Source organism: Pseudorhodoferax soli (genome assembly GCF_003337555.1).
Classification (GTDB): domain Bacteria; phylum Pseudomonadota; class Gammaproteobacteria; order Burkholderiales; family Burkholderiaceae_C; genus Pseudorhodoferax; species Pseudorhodoferax soli.
On sequence record NZ_QPJK01000003.1, the window covers coordinates 483686 to 503192 of the forward strand.

19 protein-coding genes and 1 tRNA gene are annotated in these 19507 nt (G+C 71.2%); 9 read left to right on the top strand and 11 right to left on the bottom strand.

The genetic code is table 11. The features are described 5' to 3' along the window. The first annotated feature begins 3 nt into the window (after positions 1-3). Complete coding sequence (locus tag DES41_RS13910; protein ID WP_114468231.1) at positions 4-1623, top strand: NAD(P)/FAD-dependent oxidoreductase; 1620 nt, start codon at positions 4-6, stop codon at positions 1621-1623. Here the strand turns inward: DES41_RS13910 and DES41_RS13915 are convergent. The 6 genes from DES41_RS13915 to DES41_RS13940 are packed head-to-tail and all read right to left on the bottom strand — an operon-like array spanning position 1610 to position 6249. Continuing rightward, positions 1610-2815 carry a beta-ketoacyl-[acyl-carrier-protein] synthase family protein gene (locus tag DES41_RS13915; RefSeq protein ID WP_114468232.1) on the bottom strand — a complete coding sequence of 402 codons (1206 nt, stop codon included), beginning with the start codon at positions 2813-2815 and terminating at the stop codon, positions 1610-1612. The genes DES41_RS13910 and DES41_RS13915 overlap by 14 nt on opposite strands. Then, the gene (locus tag DES41_RS13920; protein ID WP_114468233.1) at positions 2812-3057 is read right to left on the bottom strand and encodes an acyl carrier protein; all 246 of its coding nucleotides are present in this window, start codon (positions 3055-3057) and stop codon (positions 2812-2814) included. The genes DES41_RS13915 and DES41_RS13920 overlap by 4 nt, the downstream gene beginning before the upstream one ends. 13 nt (positions 3058-3070) lie before the next feature. After that, on the bottom strand, positions 3071-3700 hold the full coding sequence (locus DES41_RS13925; RefSeq protein ID WP_245965696.1) for a phosphatase PAP2 family protein: 630 nt from the start codon (positions 3698-3700) through the stop codon (positions 3071-3073). A gap of 47 nt (positions 3701-3747) precedes the next feature. Beyond that, complete coding sequence (locus DES41_RS13930; protein ID WP_114468235.1) at positions 3748-4524, bottom strand: glycosyltransferase family 2 protein; 777 nt, start codon at positions 4522-4524, stop codon at positions 3748-3750. 44 nt (positions 4525-4568) lie between these two features. Next, positions 4569-5300 carry a lysophospholipid acyltransferase family protein gene (locus tag DES41_RS13935; protein WP_114468236.1) on the bottom strand — a complete coding sequence of 244 codons (732 nt, stop codon included), beginning with the start codon at positions 5298-5300 and terminating at the stop codon, positions 4569-4571. Positions 5301-5358: 58 nt separating this feature from the next. Next, positions 5359-6249 (bottom strand): MipA/OmpV family protein, encoded by an 891-nt coding sequence (locus DES41_RS13940; protein WP_114468237.1) that lies wholly within the window; start codon positions 6247-6249, stop codon positions 5359-5361. Between the two features lie 198 nt (positions 6250-6447). Between DES41_RS13940 and DES41_RS13945 the strand changes: the two genes are divergently transcribed. Beyond that, complete coding sequence (locus tag DES41_RS13945; protein WP_114468238.1) at positions 6448-7206, top strand: class I SAM-dependent methyltransferase; 759 nt, start codon at positions 6448-6450, stop codon at positions 7204-7206. A gap of 114 nt (positions 7207-7320) precedes the next feature. Here DES41_RS13945 and DES41_RS13950 read toward each other — a convergent pair. Beyond that, a tRNA-Pro gene (locus tag DES41_RS13950) sits at positions 7321-7397 on the bottom strand. Positions 7398-7454: 57 nt separating this feature from the next. Here DES41_RS13950 and DES41_RS13955 point away from each other — a divergent pair. The 4 genes from DES41_RS13955 (at position 7455) to DES41_RS13970 (ending at position 10190) form a co-directional block, all read left to right on the top strand. Next, a complete protein-coding gene (locus DES41_RS13955) occupies positions 7455-7850 on the top strand; it encodes a DUF488 domain-containing protein (RefSeq protein WP_114468239.1) in 396 nt (131 codons plus the stop codon). A gap of 62 nt (positions 7851-7912) precedes the next feature. Continuing rightward, positions 7913-9073: an HPP family protein gene (locus tag DES41_RS13960; RefSeq protein WP_245965697.1), complete on the top strand. Its 1161-nt coding sequence runs from the start codon at positions 7913-7915 to the stop codon at positions 9071-9073. Between the two features lie 24 nt (positions 9074-9097). Further along, positions 9098-9553, top strand: coding sequence for a flavodoxin domain-containing protein (locus tag DES41_RS13965; protein WP_114468427.1), 456 nt, complete (start codon positions 9098-9100; stop codon positions 9551-9553). Between the two features lie 10 nt (positions 9554-9563). After that, positions 9564-10190, top strand: a complete 627-nt coding sequence (locus DES41_RS13970; RefSeq protein WP_114468240.1) for a LysE family translocator — start codon at positions 9564-9566, stop codon at positions 10188-10190. A 6-nt stretch (positions 10191-10196) separates the two neighbouring features. Here the strand turns inward: DES41_RS13970 and dinG are convergent, their stop codons facing one another. Both dinG and DES41_RS13980 read right to left on the bottom strand, forming a co-directional pair. After that, on the bottom strand, positions 10197-12365 hold the full coding sequence (dinG, locus tag DES41_RS13975; protein WP_114468241.1) for an ATP-dependent DNA helicase DinG: 2169 nt from the start codon (positions 12363-12365) through the stop codon (positions 10197-10199). An 81-nt stretch (positions 12366-12446) separates the two neighbouring features. After that, a complete protein-coding gene (locus tag DES41_RS13980) occupies positions 12447-13388 on the bottom strand; it encodes a LysR family transcriptional regulator (protein ID WP_114468242.1) in 942 nt (313 codons plus the stop codon). 92 nt (positions 13389-13480) lie between these two features. On the opposite strand from DES41_RS13980, the gene DES41_RS13985 reads away from it, so the two are divergent. Continuing rightward, the gene (locus tag DES41_RS13985) at positions 13481-14827 is read left to right on the top strand and encodes an amidohydrolase (RefSeq protein WP_114468243.1); all 1347 of its coding nucleotides are present in this window, start codon (positions 13481-13483) and stop codon (positions 14825-14827) included. 4 nt (positions 14828-14831) lie between these two features. On the opposite strand, the gene DES41_RS13990 is transcribed toward DES41_RS13985, so the two are convergent. Then, positions 14832-16400, bottom strand: coding sequence for a phospholipase D family protein (locus DES41_RS13990; RefSeq protein WP_147282855.1), 1569 nt, complete (start codon positions 16398-16400; stop codon positions 14832-14834). A gap of 67 nt (positions 16401-16467) precedes the next feature. Beyond that, positions 16468-17226, bottom strand: coding sequence for an IclR family transcriptional regulator domain-containing protein (locus DES41_RS13995; RefSeq protein WP_114468245.1), 759 nt, complete (start codon positions 17224-17226; stop codon positions 16468-16470). A gap of 144 nt (positions 17227-17370) precedes the next feature. Between DES41_RS13995 and pobA the strand changes: the two genes are divergently transcribed. Both pobA and DES41_RS14005 read left to right on the top strand, forming a co-directional pair. Continuing rightward, entirely contained in the window at positions 17371-18549 is a 1179-nt protein-coding gene (gene pobA, locus DES41_RS14000) for a 4-hydroxybenzoate 3-monooxygenase (RefSeq protein ID WP_114468246.1), read from the top strand. Positions 18550-18790: 241 nt separating this feature from the next. Further along, entirely contained in the window at positions 18791-19501 is a 711-nt protein-coding gene (locus DES41_RS14005; protein WP_114468247.1) for a haloacid dehalogenase type II, read from the top strand. The last annotated feature ends 6 nt before the right edge of the window (positions 19502-19507 follow it).

Genomic DNA, 19507 nt, shown 5'->3' on the forward strand with positions numbered 1-19507 from the left:
GACATGTCCACGCCACACCACGATGTCGTGATCCTCGGCGGCGGCCTGGCCGGCCTCACACTGGCGCTGCAGCTGCGCCGGCGCATGCCCGACCTGGATGTGCTGGTGCTGGAGCGCCGCACCCATCCCCTGCCCGAGGCCGCGCACAAGGTCGGCGAATCCTCGGTCGAGATCCAGGCGCACTACCTGTCGCAGGTGCTGGGCCTGCAGGACTACCTGGAGCGGCGCCAGCTCAAGAAGTTCGGCTTCCGCTTCTTCTGGAGCGACGCCGCGCCCGACCTCACGCAGGTCACCGAGCTGGGCGCCAGCACCTTCCTGCCGACGCAGAGCTACCAGCTGGACCGCGGCATGCTGGAGAACGACCTGGCGCAGATGGTGCAGGACCAAGGCGTACACCACCGCGACGGCGCGCTGGTGCGCGACTTCACACTGGGCCGCAAGGGCGAACGGCACGCGGTGCGCTACGAACACGGCGGCAGCGCACACGAAGCCACGGCCGACTGGCTGGTCGATGCCAGCGGCCGCGCCGGCCTGCTCAAGCGCCGGCTCGACCTGGCGCAGCCCAACGACCACACCGCCCACGCCGTCTGGTTCCGCATCGACCGCCGCATCGACGTGGCCGACTGGACCGATGACGCCGAGTGGCTGGCCCGCTGCAACCCGCCCAACCGCTGGCTGTCCACCAACCATCTGGTCGGCGCGGGCTACTGGGTCTGGCTGATCCCGCTGGCCTCGGGCTCGCATTCGGTCGGCATCGTGGCCGACCCGGCATTGCACCCCCCGGAGACGCTCAACAGCTTCGACAAGGCCATGAACTGGCTCAGGGTCCACCAGCCACAGCTCCATGCCGACCTGGACACCAAGCGCGACGGGCTGCAGGACTTCGCGTTCTTCAAGCGCTTCTCGTACGGCTGCAAGAAGGTCTGGAGCGGCAGCGACCGCTGGGCGCTGACGGGCGAGGCCGGGTTGTTCCTGGACCCGTTCTACTCGCCGGGCGGCGACTTCATCGCGATCTCCAACAGCTTCGTGACGGAGATGGTCGAACGCGACCGCGCCAAGGCCCCCGTCGGCATGCTGGCACCCATGTACGAGCGCATCTACTTCTCGCTGTACGAGGCCATGCTGCCGATCTACACCGGCCAGTACCCGCTGTTCCACAGCGCCGAGGTGATGCCGCTCAAGGTGCTCTGGGACTACACCTTCTACTGGGGCGTGATGTGCCAGCTGTTCTTCCAGAACCGGCTGGTGGACGTGCAGGCCATGGCACGGCTGCAGGACGACCTGGCCTGGTCGCACCGGATGAACATGGCGGTGCAGGACTTCCTGCGGGCCTGGGGCGAGGTCGACGACGGCGCACGGCCGCGCCGCATGCTGGACCAGGCCAGCCTGGCGTGGTTCGCCGAGATGAACCGCGGCCTCACGGACCGGCTGGACCAGGCCGCCTTCGATGCGCGACTGCAGGCCAATCTGCACCTGTTGCACCAGCTCGCCGAGCAGCTCATGGACCGCGCGCTGCGCCAGCACCCGGGCCTGGCGGCCGAGGCACTGCGCGCGGTGATGGCGCAGCGGCCGGCCGCGCCTGCAGCGCACGACCTCTTGTTCCCGAACCTCAGTCCCGCGTGAAGAGCAGCACCGCATTGGTGCCGCCGAAAGCGAACGAGTTGCTGATGGCGGCCGACAGCTGCGGCGCCTCTGCCCCGCCGGCGGGCACCAGCGGCACGCGGCACTCGGGGTCGGGCGCGCTGCCATGGGCGTTCGGCGGCAGCCGGCGCCGGGCCAGCGCCTGCACCGTGACCACGGCCTCCAGCGCACCGGCCGCGCCCAGCAGGTGGCCGTGCAAGGCCTTGGTGGAACTGACGGCCAGGCCGGGCAGCGCAGCGCCGAAGACCTGGGCCAGCGCCTCGCACTCGACCACATCGCCGGCGCGCGTGGCCGTGCCGTGGGCATTGCAGTAACCGACGTCGCGCGGCGCGAGACCGGCGCGGCGCAGCGCGGCGCTCAAAGCGCGGGCCTGGCCGGCGGCGTCGGGCTTGGTCAGGTGGGTCGCATCGCTGCTGATGCCCCAGCCGGCCAGCCGGGCATGGATGCGGGCGCCGCGCGCACGCGCGCGTTCGGCCGATTCGAGCACCACGAAGGCCGCGCCCTCGCCCAGCGCAAAGCCGCTGCGGTCGGCAGCGAACGGGCGCACGCAGGATGCCGCCATGCCCTCGTCGAAGGCCGCCAGCGTGTGCATGGCCTGCCAGGCCAGCACGACGCCGGGCACGACCAGGGCCTCGCTGCCGCCGGCAATGGCCACGTCGAGGTCGCCGCGCTGCACGGCGGCGGCGGCCTCGGCGATGGCCACGGCCGATGAGGCGCAGGCCACGGAATAGGTCAGAACGGGCCCCAGCACCTTGTGGCGCATGGCCACGTGGGCGGCCGGCGCGTTGGGCATGAAGGCCGGGATGGTGAGCGGCGGCACGCGCCCGCCACTGCGGTAGGCGGCCTCCAGTGCGGCGGCGCCGCCCATGCCGCAGCCGGCGTAGACGCCCAGGCGTTCAGGCGCCACATCGCCCAGCGCGCCGGCGTCGCGCAGCGCCAGGTCGGCGGCAGCCACGGCCAGCTGGCTGACGCGGTCGACGCCAGTCAGTTGCAGCTTGGTGAACCAGGCGAGCGGATCGAAATCGACGGTGGCGGCGCAGGCCGGCTTGGCCAGCTCGGGGAACACCGGTGCGATGGCCGAGCGGCCCTGCAGCAGTGCATCGAACAAGGTGTCGGCGTCCGACCCATGGGGCGAGACCACACCCAGGCCGGTGACGGCGACCGCCGTGCTCACGCCGTGGCCTGCTTGGCAGCGACCAGCCGGTCGACCAGTGCCGCGAATTCGGCCAGCGTGTCGATGCTGGTGTTGTCGTCGGGAATGGATATCTGGAACTGGTCTTCCACGGCGAACACGAACTCGACCAGGGCCAGCGAATCGAAGCCCGATTCGCGCATCGAGGTGTCGGGCGTCAAGGTGGCGGCGTCGATGCCGAACTTGCTGTGGATCAGCTCCTGGAGAGCAGGCAGGGAACTCATGTTGGGCGGTCTTCTACGGGCGGTGGGCATGATAGCCCGGGCTGGGGCGCCAGCGCAGCGAGGCCAGCGCGACCAGCAGCCCCAGGCAGGCGCCGCCCAGCACGTCCAGCGCCACGTGCTGGCGCACGGCCATGGTGGACCAGGCGATCAGCACGGCCCACACCAGGTTGGCCAGGCGCAGGACCGCGGGCGAGCCGGTCTCGCGCAGCACGGCGTGGATGCGGATGCCGGTGAAAACGGCCGAGGCCACGTGCATGGACGGAGAGGCATTGCCGGCGGCGTCCACCCCCTCCAGCAGCGAGAACCCCGGGTAAGAGGTGCGGTCCAGCGTCAGCGGCGGCACGGCCGTCGGCCAGAAATGGAAGATGACGAGGCCGCCGCCCATCAGCACGACCGTCCACAGGCCGTATACCAGCAGTTGCGGGAAGCCGCGCTGCAGGCCGGGCGCGATGCCGATGTAGAACCACAGCGACAGGTAGGGCCACAGCATGGCCGGCTGGAACGGCACCAGTGCATCGACCCAGGTCAGCGGCATCACGGTGACCGGATGCACCGGGTTGCGCAGCAGCTCGAAGTAGCCGATGAAGAACAGCGTGGTCCACAGCATGGTGCCGAGCAGCTTGAGCCAGAAGAGCTCGCGCATGCGGAACCAGAGCTCGGACCGCCAGCCGGGGTGCGCGGGGCCGGGCATCAGGGCTGGAACGGCGCGCGCCGCGTGGCACGGCGCCAGGCCAGGAGCGGCAGGCGCAGCACGAACTCGAGCATGAGCCGAAAGTGCATCCAGCTCAGCAGCGCGTTGTCGCGGCCATAGCGGAAGTGCGAGACGCCGCCCTCCGCGGCCGTCAGGTACTTGACGGGCGCGGCCAGGTTGACGGGCTTGACGCCGCGCCAGGCCAGGCGCACGACCGCCTCGGTGTCGAAGTCGAAGCGGCGCATCCAGGGCTGGCGGCGCATCACGGCGACGAGGTCGGCGATCGGGTAGACGCGAAAGCCGTACAGCGAGTCGTCGATGCCGGCGCCCAGCGTCTCCAGGTTGGTCCACCAGTTCGACACGCGGCGCCCGCGCACGCGCAGCAGCGGGGCCGAGGCGTCGAACACGGGCCGGCCCAGCACCATGGTCTCGGGCCGCGCGATCGAGGCCTGCATGAACGCCGGGATCAGCGCCGCCGGGTGCTGGCCGTCCGAATCCATGGTCAGCGCGTGCGTGAAGCCGGCGGCCTGCGCCCGCTGCAGCCCGTGCAGCAGCGCCGCGCCCTTGCCCACGTTGGCCGGCAGCGCGATGACGACCAGGCCCGGGTCTTTCGCGGCCATGGCCTGCAGGCCGGCGGGTGTGCCGTCGCTGCTGCCATCGGTGACGACCCAGACCGGGTTCCACTGCGCGCGCGCGGCGGCCACGGTCTCGTAGACCTTCGGGCCGGTGTTGTAGCTGGGGATCAGCAGGACATGGGTGGTCGATGCAGTGCGCATCAAGACTCCTTCGCCCTCTCGGGCTGCGGGCGGCCGGACGGCGTTCATGGACGCAGCTCCTCGGCGAAGTAGTGTTCCAGCCGCTGGAGCAGCCCGGCATGGTCGGCCTCGGGCGCGAAGCGCTGGCCCAGCCGCACCGTGAACGCCATCGGGAACTGCGGCGCGCGCCAGATCGGCCAGCCCTTGCGCAGGTAATCGGTGCCGGTCTCGATGAACACGGTCTGGATCGGCACCTGCGCCAGGTGGGCCATCAGCGTGATGCCGGGGCGGAACGGGTTGATCGGCGGCTGCACCGTGCGCGTGCCCTCCGGGAACAGCACGAGCTGGCCGCCGGCGCGCAGATTCTGCACGGCGCCGCGGACCATGCCGCGCGGCGGGTCGTTGCGGATGTAGCGCGCCATGCGCGCACCGGCCCCCAGGAAGGGGTTGCGCATGAGGCTGGCGCGCATGATGCAAATGCCGCGCGGCACCCGCGCCACGATCAGCAGCGCGTCCAGCATGCAGGGGTGGTTGGCCGCGATGATGAGGCCCTGGTCGCGCGACAGGACGTCCAGCGCCTCGTAGTCGATGCGCATGAGGCCCAGCCACTGCGCGCAGGTCCAGAAGCCGCGGTAGACCGAGGAGATGGCCGCGCGGCCGATCACCGTGCCATGCGCGCGCGGCAGCAGCGGATACAGCAGCACGCAGACCAGGTTCCATGTCAGCGACATGGCGCCCAGGTGTGCGAGCAGCAGGTAGAACAGCGTGCACTGCCAGAGCCGGCGCAGCATGCTCATGCGCGGCCGCCGCTGCGCCGCAACGACGGCTCCCGGAGAGTCCTCGGCACGTTCCAGCTCAATCCCGGGCCGCCACCCGCTCGGACGAGGTGGCCAAAATCCACGACACGCCGATGCCGGCCGACAGCGCCGCGCTGCGCCGCATCAGCGGGCTGTCGTCGAAGGCGGCGCCGTCGAGCCGGTCGTAGCGCACGAAGGCGCCGACCCAGGTGTTGCCGAGCCGGCGCGAGGTCGAGGCCAGCGCCTGCCAGCCGCCGTAACCGCCGCGGGCCTGGTAAGCCGGCCGGCTCGCCGTGGCATCGCCTGCGCCGACGCCGTAGAAGTACGCGTGGTTCTTGCGGTCGCCGAACACGGGGCCTGTGAGCATGCCGAGGTTCCAGCCGCCAGCCACGTTGGCCAGGTCCAGGTTCAGGTGCGGCGAGAAGGTGGTGCCGGCAAAGCGCGGCGACTTCTCCAGCGTGAAGGCGGCGCGCACGGGCAGCCGCAGGTCCAGCTTCCAGCGCTCGCTCTCGGAGCGGGCCAGGCCGAGGTTGAGGTTGGGCCCGATCTCGGCCAGCCCCTTGAGGTTGCGCATGCCGCGGCGTGCGTCGTTGTCCTTGCTGCGCGCGGGGGCCGAGGCCGCCAGGCTGAGGTCGAACTTCACACGCGGCGTGTCCAGCAGCACGGCGCGTGCGCCGTCGCGGTCGGCCTTGAGCCAGTCGCCGCGGTAGACGATGTAGGGCAAGGGCAGCAGGTAGTTGCGGCCCTGGTCGGCACCGCGGTAGTCCGGCAGGCGCAATGCGGCCACGCCCAGGCCCAGCTCCCACAGCGGACGCTGGGCCGCGCCCGGGCCGTCGCCGACACCGGGGCCGGCGGCGATGGGCTCGGCTGCCAACAGCGCGGCGGGAAGGGCCGCGGCCAGCACGGCGGCCTGCCGCAGGCGCGGGGCCAGGAACGCGCGCGCGCGCATCAGGCCGGCGCGCCGGACATGGCGTCGGTGCGTTGCATTATTGGATCTGTCAATGCGAATCTCCGGAGGGCTGGGTGGGGGCTCCCGTCCCGAAGCGCGTGATTCTCCCTGGTTTTTTCTCGGCGCCGACGCCCCTCAGCCGCTGCCTGCTACCAGCTGTCACGCCCGGACGACCCGCGCCGCGTGAATAATGCCCGCATGCATCCAACAGGACAGGCGCCCAGCGCATTGGCGCCGCACGCACCGCTGCGTGCCTACTACGCGGACGAATCCGAACGCGACCGCTACCTGCGCCGCATCTTCGACGCCACCGCCTCCGACTACGACCGCATCGAGCGCCTGTTGGCGCTGGGCTCCGGCCCCTGGTACCGGCGCATGGCCTTGCAGCGCGCCGGGCTCGGCAGTGGCGCGCAGGTGCTGGACGTGGGCATCGGCACCGGCCTCGTGGCACGCGAGGCCTTGCGGCTGATCGGCTTCGAGGGCCGGCTGGTCGGCGTCGACCCGAGTCCCGGCATGATGGGCGAGGTCCGCCTGCCCAACGTGGAGCTGATCCAGGGCCGCGCCGAGGCCTTGCCGCAGCCCGATGCCAGCCACGATTTCCTGAGCATGGGCTATGCGCTGCGGCACATCGCCGACGTGCATGCGGCCTTTGCCGAATTCCAGCGCGTGCTGCGCCCGGGCGGCCGCTTGGTGATCCTGGAGATCACGCGGCCCGGGCACCGCGTCGGCCGCGCGCTGCTGCGCGCCTACATGCGTGCCTTCGTGCCGCTGGTGGCGCGCGTGGTCGGTCGCCGGCGCGACACGGCCGAACTGTGGCGCTACTACTGGGACACCATCGACGCCTGCATTGCGCCGGAATCCGTGCTGGCCGCGCTGCGCGAGGCCGGCTTCGAGCAGGTGCAGCGGCACACCGAACTGGGCGTGTTCTCCGAGTACACGGCGCGCAAGCCGGGCTGAGGGCCCGTCGACCACTGCGTGACGATTGCGTGATGACTGCGCGATGACGCGTGCCGGACGCCCAATGACAAAGGGCGTCCGGCATGTCTGCCGGACGCCCTTCGCCGTCTCATGTGGTCGGAGCGATAGGATTCGAACCTACGACCCTCTGGTCCCAAACCAGATGCGCTACCAGACTGCGCTACGCTCCGAAGCCCACCATTCTAGCCTGGAAGGGCGGGCGTTCCCGTAGAACGGAGACAAACAACATGAGCATCCGCATCGTTCGTCTCGGTTCGCCGCGCGCCGCCGACGAAGGCCTGCGCATCGGCACGGTCCGCCGTCCGCCGCGCGGCGTGCCCAAGACCGCGTTCGCCAGCCAGGACTGGTACGACTGCTGGTACCCCAACCTCGCGCCCAGCGCCGAGACCATGGCGCTCGGCCAGGCGGCCCAGGGCTCGGGCGATGCCAAGGCCTGGGCCGGCTTTCGCAGGCAGTACCTGCGCGAGATGAACCAGCCGGAGGCCAGCCGCAACCTGGACCTGCTGGCGGCGCTCTCACACGGGACCAACCTGTCGGTGGGCTGCTACTGCGAACACGAGGCGCGCTGCCACCGCTCGCTGCTGCGCGAGCTGCTGGCCGCGCGTGGCGCTGCCATCGGCTGAAAACATCACGTCATGATAGGATTTGCGGTTTCCCGGATGTGCCGCCCGCGTTGGCATCGCGCTTGACACCCTCCCCGCTTCTCGCCCGCCTCAAGGCCCTGGCCCACGGCTTCTGGACCACCGGCCTGGTCGCGGGTGGCCGCGTCAGTTCGCGCGAGATCGGCCGCGCCGCACTCGGCAGCGCGGTGGGCATCCTCGTCGCCTCGCTGGTGGCGCATGCGCTGGCGCCCGGCCTGCCCGCGCTGGGCCTGATCGCGCCCATGGGCGCCACGGCGGTGCTGGTCTTCGCGGTGCCGGCCAGTCCGCTCGCCCAGCCCTGGCCGGCGGTGGCGGGCAACACCGTGTCGGCCCTGGTGGGCGCGCTGTGCGCGCGCTACGCCGGCGACCTGGGCCTGGCCGCGCCGCTGGCCGTGGGCCTGGCGATCGCGGCCATGTTCGCGCTGCGGTGCCTGCACCCGCCGGGCGGCGCCACGGCGCTGCTGGCCGCGCTGTCGGGCGTGGAGCCCAGCTTCGCGCTGTCGCCCGTGTTGATGGACACGCTGGTCATCGTGCTGGTCGGCGTGGCCTACAACCGGCTCACGGGCCGCGCCTATCCGCACACGCTGCCCCTGCGGCCCGCCGCGCCCGCGCCTGCGGGCGCGCCGGCCCGCTTTTCTGCCGCCGACCTGGACGCCGCGCTGGCCCACTACGACCAGGTGCTGGACATCAGCCGGCAGGACCTGGAGCAGCTGCTGCAGTTCGCCGAATCGGCCGCCTACGAGCGCAAGTTCGGCGAGCTGCGCTGCCGCGACGTGATGTCCACCCCGCCGCTCACGGTGCCCTTCGGCTGCACGCTGGAAGAAGCCTGGCGGCTGATGCGCGAGCGCCGCATCAAGGCCCTGCCGGTGGTCGACCGCGCCCAGCGCATCGTCGGCATCGTGACGGTGGCCGACTTCATGAAGCATGCGGACTTCGCGTCCATCGAGGGCCTGGGTGCGCGGCTGCGCAGCCTGATCCGTGCCAGCGGCCTCACGCACGACGACAAGCCGCATGTGGTTGGGCAGATCATGACGCGCCAGGTGCGCATCGCTAGCGCCGACCGCTACATCAGCGAACTGCTGCCGCTGTTCTCCGAGGCCGGCCACCACCACATCCCAGTGCTCGACGAAGAGCGGCGCGTGGTCGGCGTGATCACGCAGTCCGACCTGATCCGTGCCCTGCACCGCACCGTGCGCGCGGGCTGATTGGCCGGCGCTATGCTCGGCGCCATGCAACTGAAGATCCTCGTCGGCACCGTGACCGGCAACGCCATGTCGGTGGCCCAGGCCATCGCGCTGTCCTGCACCGACCTCGTGGCCGACATCGCCGTCCTGCCCATGGACGGGCTGGACATCGGCGTGTTCGAACAGGACGCGCTGTTCCTGGTCTGCACCTCCACCACCGGCGCGGGCGACGTGCCCGACAACGCCCAGGCGCTGTTCGCCTCGCTGCTGAACGAACCGCGCTACCTGGGCGCGGTGCGCTACGGCCTCATCGCGCTCGGCGACGCGGGTGCGCATGCCGCCACCTTCGCCGAAGGCGGCCTCCGGTTCGACGCGGCGCTGCAGGACCTGGGCGCCAAGCGCATCGGCGAGGTCTTCACCCACGACGCCAGTGGCGACGAGGATGCCGAGACGGCCGGCGTGGACTGGTGCCGCGCCTGGCTCGCCCAAGCCCTCCACTGAAGCCCGGGCCATGACGCTGTCGACCTACCTGCTCTACCTGGCTGCCGTGCTGCTGCTGGTGGTGACGCCCGGCCCCACCATGCTCATGTGCATGACGCGCGCGCTGCACCACGGCCCGCGCGCCGCGATGACCAGCGTGGCCGGGTCGGTCAGCGCCGTGCTGTGCGTGATGCTGCTGTCGGCCATGGGACTGGGGGCGCTGCTGGCCTCCTCCGAGACGGCCTTCACGGTGGCCAAGACGCTGGGCGCGGCCTACCTGGTCTGGCTGGGCATCAAGACGCTGCGCAGCCCGGCACCGGCGCTCCAGGTCGATGCCGCGGCCCTGCCTTCGCGCCGCTCGTCCTACCTGCAAGGCTTCCTGGTGGGCGCCAGCAACCCCAAGGCCGTCCTGTTCTTCGCGGCCTTCTTCCCGCAGTTCCTCGATCCGGCCGCGCCCATCGTGCCGCAGTTCGCGCTGTTGGCGCTGAGCTTCGTGCTGATCGAGTTCGCCGTGCTGACCGCCTGCGCCCTCGGCGTGGCGCGGCTGGCGCCCTGGCTCGTGCGCAGCGGGCCGGCGCGCTGGATCAACCGGGTCTGCGGCAGCCTCTTCGCGCTGATGGGCGCGCTGCTGCTGCTGCTGGCGCGGCGCAGCGCCTGAGGGCGCTCACTCCAGCGCGTGCATGCGCCCCTGCGCGTCGCGCCGCCAGCGCGCGAATGGCGGCAGCGCGGCCAGCAGCCGGCGGCCGAAGGCCGTGCCGACCAGGCGCCGGTCGTAGCAGTGGATGCTGCATTGGTCGTCCTCGGTGCGGATGGCACGGCCAGCCCATTGCGCCAGCCGCATCGCCGTGGCCGGCAGCACCAGTTCGGAGAAGGCGTCGCGCCCGTTGCTGCGCAGCCAGGCCGCGCGGGTCTCGCCGACCGGGTCGTCGGGCGAGGCGAACGGCAGCTTGGTGATGAACAGCTGCTCGCACTGCGCACCGGGCAGGTCCATGCCTTCGCCGAAGGACTGCAGGCCGAACACGATGGACGGCCCGCCGGCCGCCACGGCCGCGCGGTGGCGCTCCAGCAGCACGGTGCGCGGCAGCTCTCCCTGCACCAGCACCAGCGCGCGCAGTGCCGCAGGCAGCGCGGCCACGGCCTGGCGCATCTGCTCGCGCGAGGTGAACAGCACCAGCGCACCGCGCCGCACCTCGGCCAGGTCGGCCAGCAGCAGGCCCACCATCTCGGGCGTGAAGCGCGCCGCGTCCTTCGGATCGGCCCGCGTTTCCACGACGATGAAGCGGCCCTGGCGCGGGTAGTCGAAGGGGCTGGCCACGGCCAGCGTGGTGACGGCCGCATCGCCGGCCAGGCCCGCCTCGCGCAGGAAGAAGTCGAAGGCATCGCCGGCGCGCAGCGTGGCCGAACTCATGACCACGGCGCGCGCGCCGCTCCACAGCTGGGCACGCAGGCTGCCGCCCGGCAGCACATGGCTGGCATGGGCACGCACGCGTGGTCCGCGCACACCGCCGCCGTGCAGGCTGAACCACTTGGCGACGGGGGCGGAGGTGCCCGGTGACTCCTGCAGCAGCAGCTGCGCCGTGGCGTGCACCTGCTCCAGCCGCGGGGTGAGCATGCCCAGCTGCGCGTAGAGCACGGACAGGCGGCGCGCCTCGTCGGGCAGGTCGCGGATCTGCGCGCGCAGCGCCTTGGCCACGCCCGACAACGCCGCCAGGAAGCTGTCGGCCATGGCGCTGACCAGCTCCAGCGGCTCGACCAGCACGTCGGGCAGCCGGCTGTCGGGCACGCGCACGCGGCTGCCGTCCGGGCCTTCGCGGGCCTCGGCGAAATCGGCCGCGTAGACATCGAGCACCAGGCGCTGCAGGTCGGCCAGGCTCTGCTGCAGCTGGGCGGCCTGGCGCGGCGCGTCGGCCGCCTCGGACACCAGCATCAGGCCGCCGATGCGCCGGCAGCGCGCGCCCAGCGTCTCGATCCAGGCCGTCGCCGCCAGGTCCATGCTGCAGGCGAAGCGCTCCAGTGCCACCGCGGGCAGGTGGTGCGCTTCGTCGAGCACCAGCAGGCTGTTGTCCAGCGCCGGCAGGTTGCGCCCGCCCAGCGAGGCCAGCAGCAGGTCGTGGTTGACCACGATGACCTGGGCGCCGACCAGTTCGCGCCGCTTCTCGAAGTAGGTGCAGCCGTTGAATGCCGGACAGTGCTTGCCCGTGCAGGAACTGGCCTCGGCCGCCACCGGCCACCAGGCCTCGGGCGCGGGCTGTTGCGCCAGGTTGTCGCGGTCGCCGTCCCAGTCGCGGCCCAGGCTCTTGGACAGTGCACCGTAGAACTGCAGCCGCGCCTGGCGCTCGGCATCGGAGCCGGGCGGCAGGCCGCTGCCGTCGTCGCCGGCCTCGTCGGCGAACAGGTCGTCCTCGCCGCCGCCCTCCTCGCCGGCCTGGCGCGCGAGCTTGAGCTTGCAGACGTAGCGGCCGCGGCCCTTGGCCAGCGCAAAGCGGAAGGGCTCGTCCATGGCGGCGGCCAGCGCCGGCAGGTCCTTGTGCACGAGCTGTTCCTGCAGCGCCACGGTGGCCGTGGAAATCAGCACGCGGGTCTTGCGCGACAGGGCCAGCGCGATGGCCGGCGCCGCATATGCCAAGGACTTGCCCACACCGGTGCCGGCTTCGATCACAGCGATAGCGCGCTCGGGCTCCTCGCCCTCCTCGACCTGGCCCAGCTGGCCGGTGGCGAAGGTGCGCGCCACGCACTCGGCCATCTGGCGCTGGCCCTCGCGCGCGCGCAGGCCGGCGTTGCGCGCCAGCACGCGGTCGAAGGCGCCGACGGCCGCTGCGGCGTCCGCGTGCAGGGAGGGGGATGGATCGGGGGACGGGATAAGAATCGCTCGGGATGCAGTGCGGCAGCGCGCAGTGCGCCGCCGGGGGCAGGATTATGCGGCGGCCTGCGTGCTCAGGAAGGCGACCAGGGGTGCCAGCGGGCCTTCGGCGTCGCTGCGGCGGTACAGCATGCCCAGCGGTTCCAGTGGCGCCTGCAGGTCCAGCGGCAGCACCTGCACCAGCGCGCCGTCCAGCCGGTCCAGCGCCGATTGCGGCACGGGTGCCAGCACGCCGGCCTCGGCCAGCACCGTGGGCAGCAGCTCGGGCACCAGCACCTGGATGGCATGGACCAGCGGCGGGGCCGCCTCCCGCGCGAACGCCGCGTCCAGCGCCTGGCGCACCGCGAAGTGCGGCGGCGGCAGCACCCAGCGCGCCCCGGAGAGGTCGCGCAGCCGCAGGCGCTTGCGGCCGGTCCAGGGGTGGCCGGCGCCGGCCAGCACCACCATGCGGTCCGGCCGCAGCGCCTCGAACCGACAGCCCTCGGGCACCGTGGCCGGCTGGCGCAGCAGCACCAGGTCGAGCGCGCCGCCCTGCAGGCCGGCCAGCAGGCGTTCGATGCTGGCCTCCTCGATCGCCAGCCGCAGCATCGGATGCTGGGCGCGCAGGGCCGGCAGCGCCGGCCGCACCAGGCTCAGCGCCGCGAGGATGGCCCCCACGCGCAGCGGCCGCTGCTGCCCGGCGGCGTGCTGCGCCAGTGCCTCGGCCGTGCTGGCCAGCGCCTCGATCGCCACGCGCGCATGGCGGGCCAGCACGCGGCCCGCCTCGGTGATGCGCATGCCGCGCGCATGGCGCTCGAACAGCGCCAGGCCCAGCAGGTCTTCGAGCTCGCGCAGCAGCTGGGTTGCGGCGGGTTGGCTGATGTGCACGGCCTCGGCGGCGCGGCGCAGATGGGCTTGGGCCGCCAGCGCGTCGATGAGTTTCAGGTGGCGCAGCCGCAGCCGCGCGAGCAGGCGCTCGTGCAGCACGGGGCCGGTGGTGGGCGGGCTGGCGCTCATCGATAGGCAATGCTTATCAAGGCATCGATATTGGATTGGACGCCTATCGTAGCGCCGCCTAAGCTGGGGGCCTTCTCCTCTCCCAAACCCCCATGACCACCGCCCTGCCCCTCCCCGCACGCCGGCTCCTGCCCGCGCTGCTCGCCACGCTGTCCTTCTGCGCCGCGGCCCAGACCCCGCCGCCGCCGGCTGCCGCCCAGGCGCTGTATCCGCTGATCGCGCAGCGCTCGCAGGCCATCGAGCAGAAGGTCATCGCCTGGCGCCGCGACATCCACGCGCACCCCGAGCTCGGCAACCAGGAAAAGCGCACCGCTGCACTGGTCGCGGCGCACCTGCGGCAGCTGGGTTTCGAGGTGCGCGAGGGCGTGGCCGTAACCGGGCTGGTCGCCACCTTGCAGGGCGGCAAGCCCGGCCCGGTGGTGGCGCTGCGCGCCGACATGGACGCATTGCCGGTCAAGGAGCAGGTCGACCTGCCGTTCGCCTCCAAGGCCCGTGCGGTCTGGGACGGCAAGGAGGTCGACGTGATGCACGCCTGCGGCCACGACGGCCATGTGGCCATCCTCATGGGCGTGGCCGAGGTGCTGGCGTCGATGAAGGCGCAGCTGCCCGGCACCGTCAAGCTGCTGTTCCAGCCGGCCGAGGAGAAGCTGCCCAATGGCGAGATCGGCGGCTCGCGCCGCATGCTGGCCGAAGGTGCCTTCGACGCACCCAGGCCCGAGGTGGTGTTCGGCCTGCACCTGATGTCGGGCGGCAACACCGGCACCATCGGCTACAAGGCCGGCCCCATCCTGGCGGGCTCGGATGCCTTCAAGGTGGACGTGAAGGGCCGCCAGACGCACGGCTCGCAGCCCTGGTCCGGCATCGACCCCATCGTGCTGGCCTCGCAGATCGTGCTGGGTTTCCAGACCATCCAGAGCCGGCAGGTCAACGTGACCAAGGAACCCTCGGTGCTCAGCGTGGGCACAATCAACGGCGGCACGCGCTACAACATCATCCCCGACGAGGTGAAGATGAGCGGCACGCTGCGCACCTACGACGAGGACATGCGCAAGTTCATCATGCAGCGCATGGGCGAGACGGCCTCGCTGATCGCGCAGAGCGGCGGCGGCCAGGCCCATGTGCACTTCGAGCCCGATGGCTACGCGCCCACCGTGAACGACGCTGCGCTGACCGAGAAGATGGCCCCGAGCCTGCGCCGCGTGCCGGGCGCGCGCGCCGAGACCGTGCCCAAGAGCACCGGCGGCGAGGACTTCTCGTTCTTCGCGCAGGCCGTGCCGGGGCTGTTCGTGTTCATCGGCGCCACGCCGCCGGGCCAGGACGCGGCCAAGGCCGAGCCCAACCATTCGCCGCGCTTCTTCGTCGACGAGGCCAGCCTGCTGGTCGGCGTGCGCACGCTGTCGCACCTGACGGTGGACTACATGGCGATGGCGGGCCGCTGAACGGCTAGAGCTGTTCTTCGCCGACGAACAGCGAACTGAACCAGTTCCAGATCTCGGCCATCCAGTTGGTGCCGGGGTTGTCGTGGTGCACGGTGAAGCCGCCGTCATCGCGCGGCTCCAGCCACTCCACGCGGCCGCTGTCGGACAGCCGCAGCCGGTAGGCCGACTGGAAGCCGCGTGCCGGGATCAGCCGGCGGAACTCGCGCACCACTTCGGCGCTTTCCACCACCAGGCCGATCTCGGTGTTGATGCGGGCGGAGCGGCTGTCCGAGTTCATCGAGCCGACGAAGATGCGGTCGTCGTCGATCACGGCGATCTTGGCGTGCAGCCGAGAGATCGAGGTGCCGAACGCGCCCAGGTTCGTGGCGCCGCCACGGTGCGGTGCCACCTCGTAGATCTCGAAGCCCAGCTTGAGCAGGTCGTCGCGGTAGCGCGCATAGCCCAGGTACACCAGCGGCTCGTCGGTCGATGCCAGCGAATTGGTGTAGATCGTCACCTTGACGCCGTTGCCCACGGCACGGCCCAGGCGCTGCATGCCGAGCCGGCCCGGGATGAAGTACGGCGAGATGATCAGCACCTGCGAACGCGCCGAATCCATCAGCTCCATCACCCGCAGCGTGACGCTGCCGGCCAGCCGCGCATCGGGATCGGTGCGCGTGATCTTGTCGGGGTCGTCCACCAGCACGCTGGCCTTGGCGAACATCAGGTCGAGCCGGCCGTCGGCCAGCTGCTTGCTCACCGCCGTCTTGCCCAGCGCGTCGTGCGGGCGCAGCACGATGTCGGGCTGCGTCGGGCCGACGATCTCGTCGAAGCGCGCGCGCAACTGCGCCGGGGCCAGGAACGGCGGCACCACCTGCGCGATGGGCCAGACGTGCGCGCTGTTCCAGTACAGGTCGAACGCGGCAGACTGCTCGCGCACCACCGGCCCGGTGGCCAGCACATCGGCGTCGATGAAGTTGGCCGTCTCGCTCTGCATGAAGTATTCGTCGCCGATGTTGCGCCCACCGGACACCGAGATGCTGTTGTCGGCCACGAACAGCTTGTTGTGCATGCGGTGGTTGATGCGCTTGAACGCCCCTGCCGAGCCGATGAACCGGCCGACGAAGCTGCCCTTGCGTTCGGGCAGCGGATTGAAGAGCCGCACCTCCACGTTGGGGTTCGCGTTCAGTGTGCTGAAGAGCTCGTCCTGCCCTGCGGTGTAGAAGTCGTCGACCAGCAGGCGCACGCGCACGCCCCGCGCGGCCGCATCGCGCAGCGCCTGCAGCAGGCGAAAGCCCACGCTGTCGCTCTGCAGCTGGTAGTACTGCACGTCCAGCGACTTCTGCGCCGCAGCGGCCAGCGCCAGCCGCGCGTCGAGCGAGAACGGCCCCTCGGGCAGCATGCGCAGGCCCGATTTGCCACCCGCCTCCGCGGGCGTGCTGGCGGCGGCCAGGCGGGCCAGGGTGGTGCCGCCCACGTCGGCCAGGGCATGGGTCGGCGGTGGCTGCTGGCGGTCGGGCAGTGCAGCACAGCCAGTGAGCCAGGCTGCGCATGCGAGCAGGCAGGCAAGTAGGAGCGATCTTGTGGTTGTCATGGCGCGTCCGCCCGGGATCCAGGCGGCACCCATCGTAGCTTGACCCGGATCAAGCCAACACGCTGCGCTACAACAGCCCGCGCAACTCCCGCGCCGCGTCCAGCATGGGCGGCAGCAGTTCGCGCTCCATCGCCTCGCGGCCCGTCCGCGCGGGCGAGGCCACCACGTTGAGCGCCGCCACCGTGCGGCCCTGCATGTTGCGCAGCGGCACGGCCAGCGCGTGCACGCCCAGCTCGTGCTCCTCGATGGCCACGCAGTGGTCGAGCCGGCGCACCTCGGCGATGAGTTCACGGAAGCGCTTGGCCTCGGTCACGGTGTGCATGGTCAGGCGCTGCAGCGCCCTGCCCTTCATCCACGCCCCGAACGCCGTGCGCGTCTCAGCGGCCAGCAGCACCCGGCCAGTGGAGGTGGCGTGCAGCGGCAGCCGCGCCCCCAGGTGCAGGCCGTAGGCCAGCATGCGCAGGGTGCCGCTGCGGGCCACGATCACCACCTCGTCGCCATCGCGCACCACCGCCGAGAAGGATTCGCCGGTCTGCGCCGCGAGCCGGTTCAGCGTCGGCTGGATCGCCCGCGGCAGCCGCGCCGAGGCCAGGTAGCTGCCCGAGAAGCGCAGCACCTTGGGCGCCAGCCAGAAGTGGCTGCCATCCGTCTCCAGGTAGCCCAGGTGCGCGAGGGTGAGCAGGTGGCGCCGCGCCGCGGCGCGCGTGATGCCGGCGCGCTGGGCCGCCAAGGTGGCGTTCAGGCGCTGGCGCTCGGTGTCGAAGCTCTCCAGCACGGCCATGCCCTTGGCCATGCCCTCGATGAGGTCCGCCTTGGCGATGGTCATGCGATCCCTCCAGAGTTCTGCAGAACTGCGCGATCATCGCGCAGCCAGGCCGATGATCGCACAACGGCGCACACCAACCGCCCCGCGCAGGAGGCTGCCGCCCTACGCTCACGGCATCCTTTTTCGGACCCGCGGAGACATCCCATGCGCACCCAAGTCGCCATCATCGGCGCCGGCCCCTCGGGCCTCCTGCTCGGCCAGCTGCTGCACCAGGCCGGCATCGACAACGTCATCGTGGAGCGCCAAAGCGGCGACTACGTGCTGGGCCGCATCCGCGCCGGCGTGCTGGAGCAGACCACCATGGACCTGCTGGCGGCCGCCGGCGTGGACCAGCGCGCGCGCGCCGAAGGCCTGCCGCACGACGGCATCGAGCTGTTGTTCAAGGGCCAGCGGCACCGCATCGACCTGCATGGCCTGTCGGGCGGCAAGCGCGTGACGGTGTACGGCCAGACCGAGGTCACGCGCGACCTCATGGAAGCGCGGGCCGCCGCCGGCCTCGCCACCATCTACCAGGCCGGCGACGTGCAGCTGCACGACTTCGACGGCGCCAGTCCCAGCGTCAGCTGGACGCAGGACGGCCAGCGCCAGACGCTGCAATGCGACTTCATCGCCGGCTGCGACGGCTACCACGGCATCAGCCGCCAGAGCGTGCCGGCCGGCGCCATCACCGAGTACGAGAAGGTCTACCCGTTCGGCTGGCTCGGCATCCTGGCCGATGTGCCGCCCGTCTCGCACGAGCTGATCTACGCCAACACCGCGCGCGGCTTCGCGCTGTGCAGCCAGCGCAGTGCCACGCGCAGCCGCTACTACGTGCAGTGCAGCCTGGATGAAAAGGTGGAGGACTGGAGCGACGAGGCCTTCTGGAACGAGTTGCGCAGCCGGCTCGACCCCGAGGCCGCCGAGCGGCTCATCACCGGCCCTTCACTGGAGAAGAGCATCGCGCCCCTGCGCAGCTTCGTGGCCGAGCCCATGCGCTTCGGCCGGCTGTTCCTGGCCGGCGATGCGGCCCACATCGTGCCGCCCACGGGCGCCAAGGGCCTGAACCTGGCGGCCTCGGACGTGGGCTACCTCTGGCATGCGCTGCGCGAGTTCTATGCCGACAGGAGCACCGCGGGCATCGACCACTACTCGGCCACCTGCCTGCGCCGCGTCTGGAAGGCCGAGCGCTTCTCGTGGTGGTTCACCTCGCTCATGCACAGGTTCCCGGACACCGGCGCCTTCGGCCAGAAGATCCAGGAGGCCGAGCTCGACTACCTGGTGAAGTCGCACGCGGCCTCGACCGCGCTGGCCGAGAACTACGTGGGGCTGCCGACCGAGTGGTGAGCCCCACGCAAGCGGGCTGACTGTTAACAGCAACAGCTCGCACCAAAGACGCTCCCCGCCGTGCGCCAATGCGGGGAGCCCACTTCACGGCGCACCAACCCGGCGCTCTGCAGCCGAGGTTTTTCATTCCCTCCACCAAGATTTCCCTGGCATCGAGGGACGCTTCCTCTGGCACGCTCCCTGCTTGATAATGATTGATTGTCGACAATCAATCTTAATGATCGAGAAAGGAAGTACCCAGATGTTCGCAAGCAACTTCGGCAGCAAGCCCCAGTGGCTGACCTTCGACTGCTATGGCACGCTGATCCAGTGGGACGAGGGGCTGGTGGAGGCCGTGCGCCAGATCCTCGCCACCAAGCCCGGCGCCGCCGGTGTCACGCCGCAGCAGCTCATCACCGCCTACGACACGCATGAACACGCGCTGGAAGCCGAGCGTCCCCATCGCAACTTCCGCGACGTGGCCGGCGCCGCCCTGGGCCTGGCCCTGCGCGACCTGGGCCTGCCCTACACGCCGGCCGACATCGAACTGCTGACCGGTCGCATCGCCGCCATGCCGCCTTTCCAGGAAGTGGTGCCGGCGCTGGCGCAGCTCAAGCGCATGGGCTTTCGGTTGTGCGTCGTCTCCAACACCGACGACGACATCATCGCGGGCAATGTCGCCCAGCTCGGCGGCCACATCGATCACGTGATCACCGCCCAGCAGTCCCAGGCCTACAAGCCGACGCGCGAGATCTTCGCCCACGCGCACCAGGCCCTGGGGGTGACACACGCAGATGTCGTCCACATCTGCGCCAGCCCGCACCTGGACCTGCAGGCCGCGCGGGACATCGGCTTTCGCTGCGTATGGATCGACCGCGCCACTGCGCGCCGGCCCCTGCCCGACTACACGCCCGACGCCATCCTGTCCCGCCTGGACCGCGTGCCGGTCCTTTTCAAGAACCTCGGCTGGTAGGCTGAA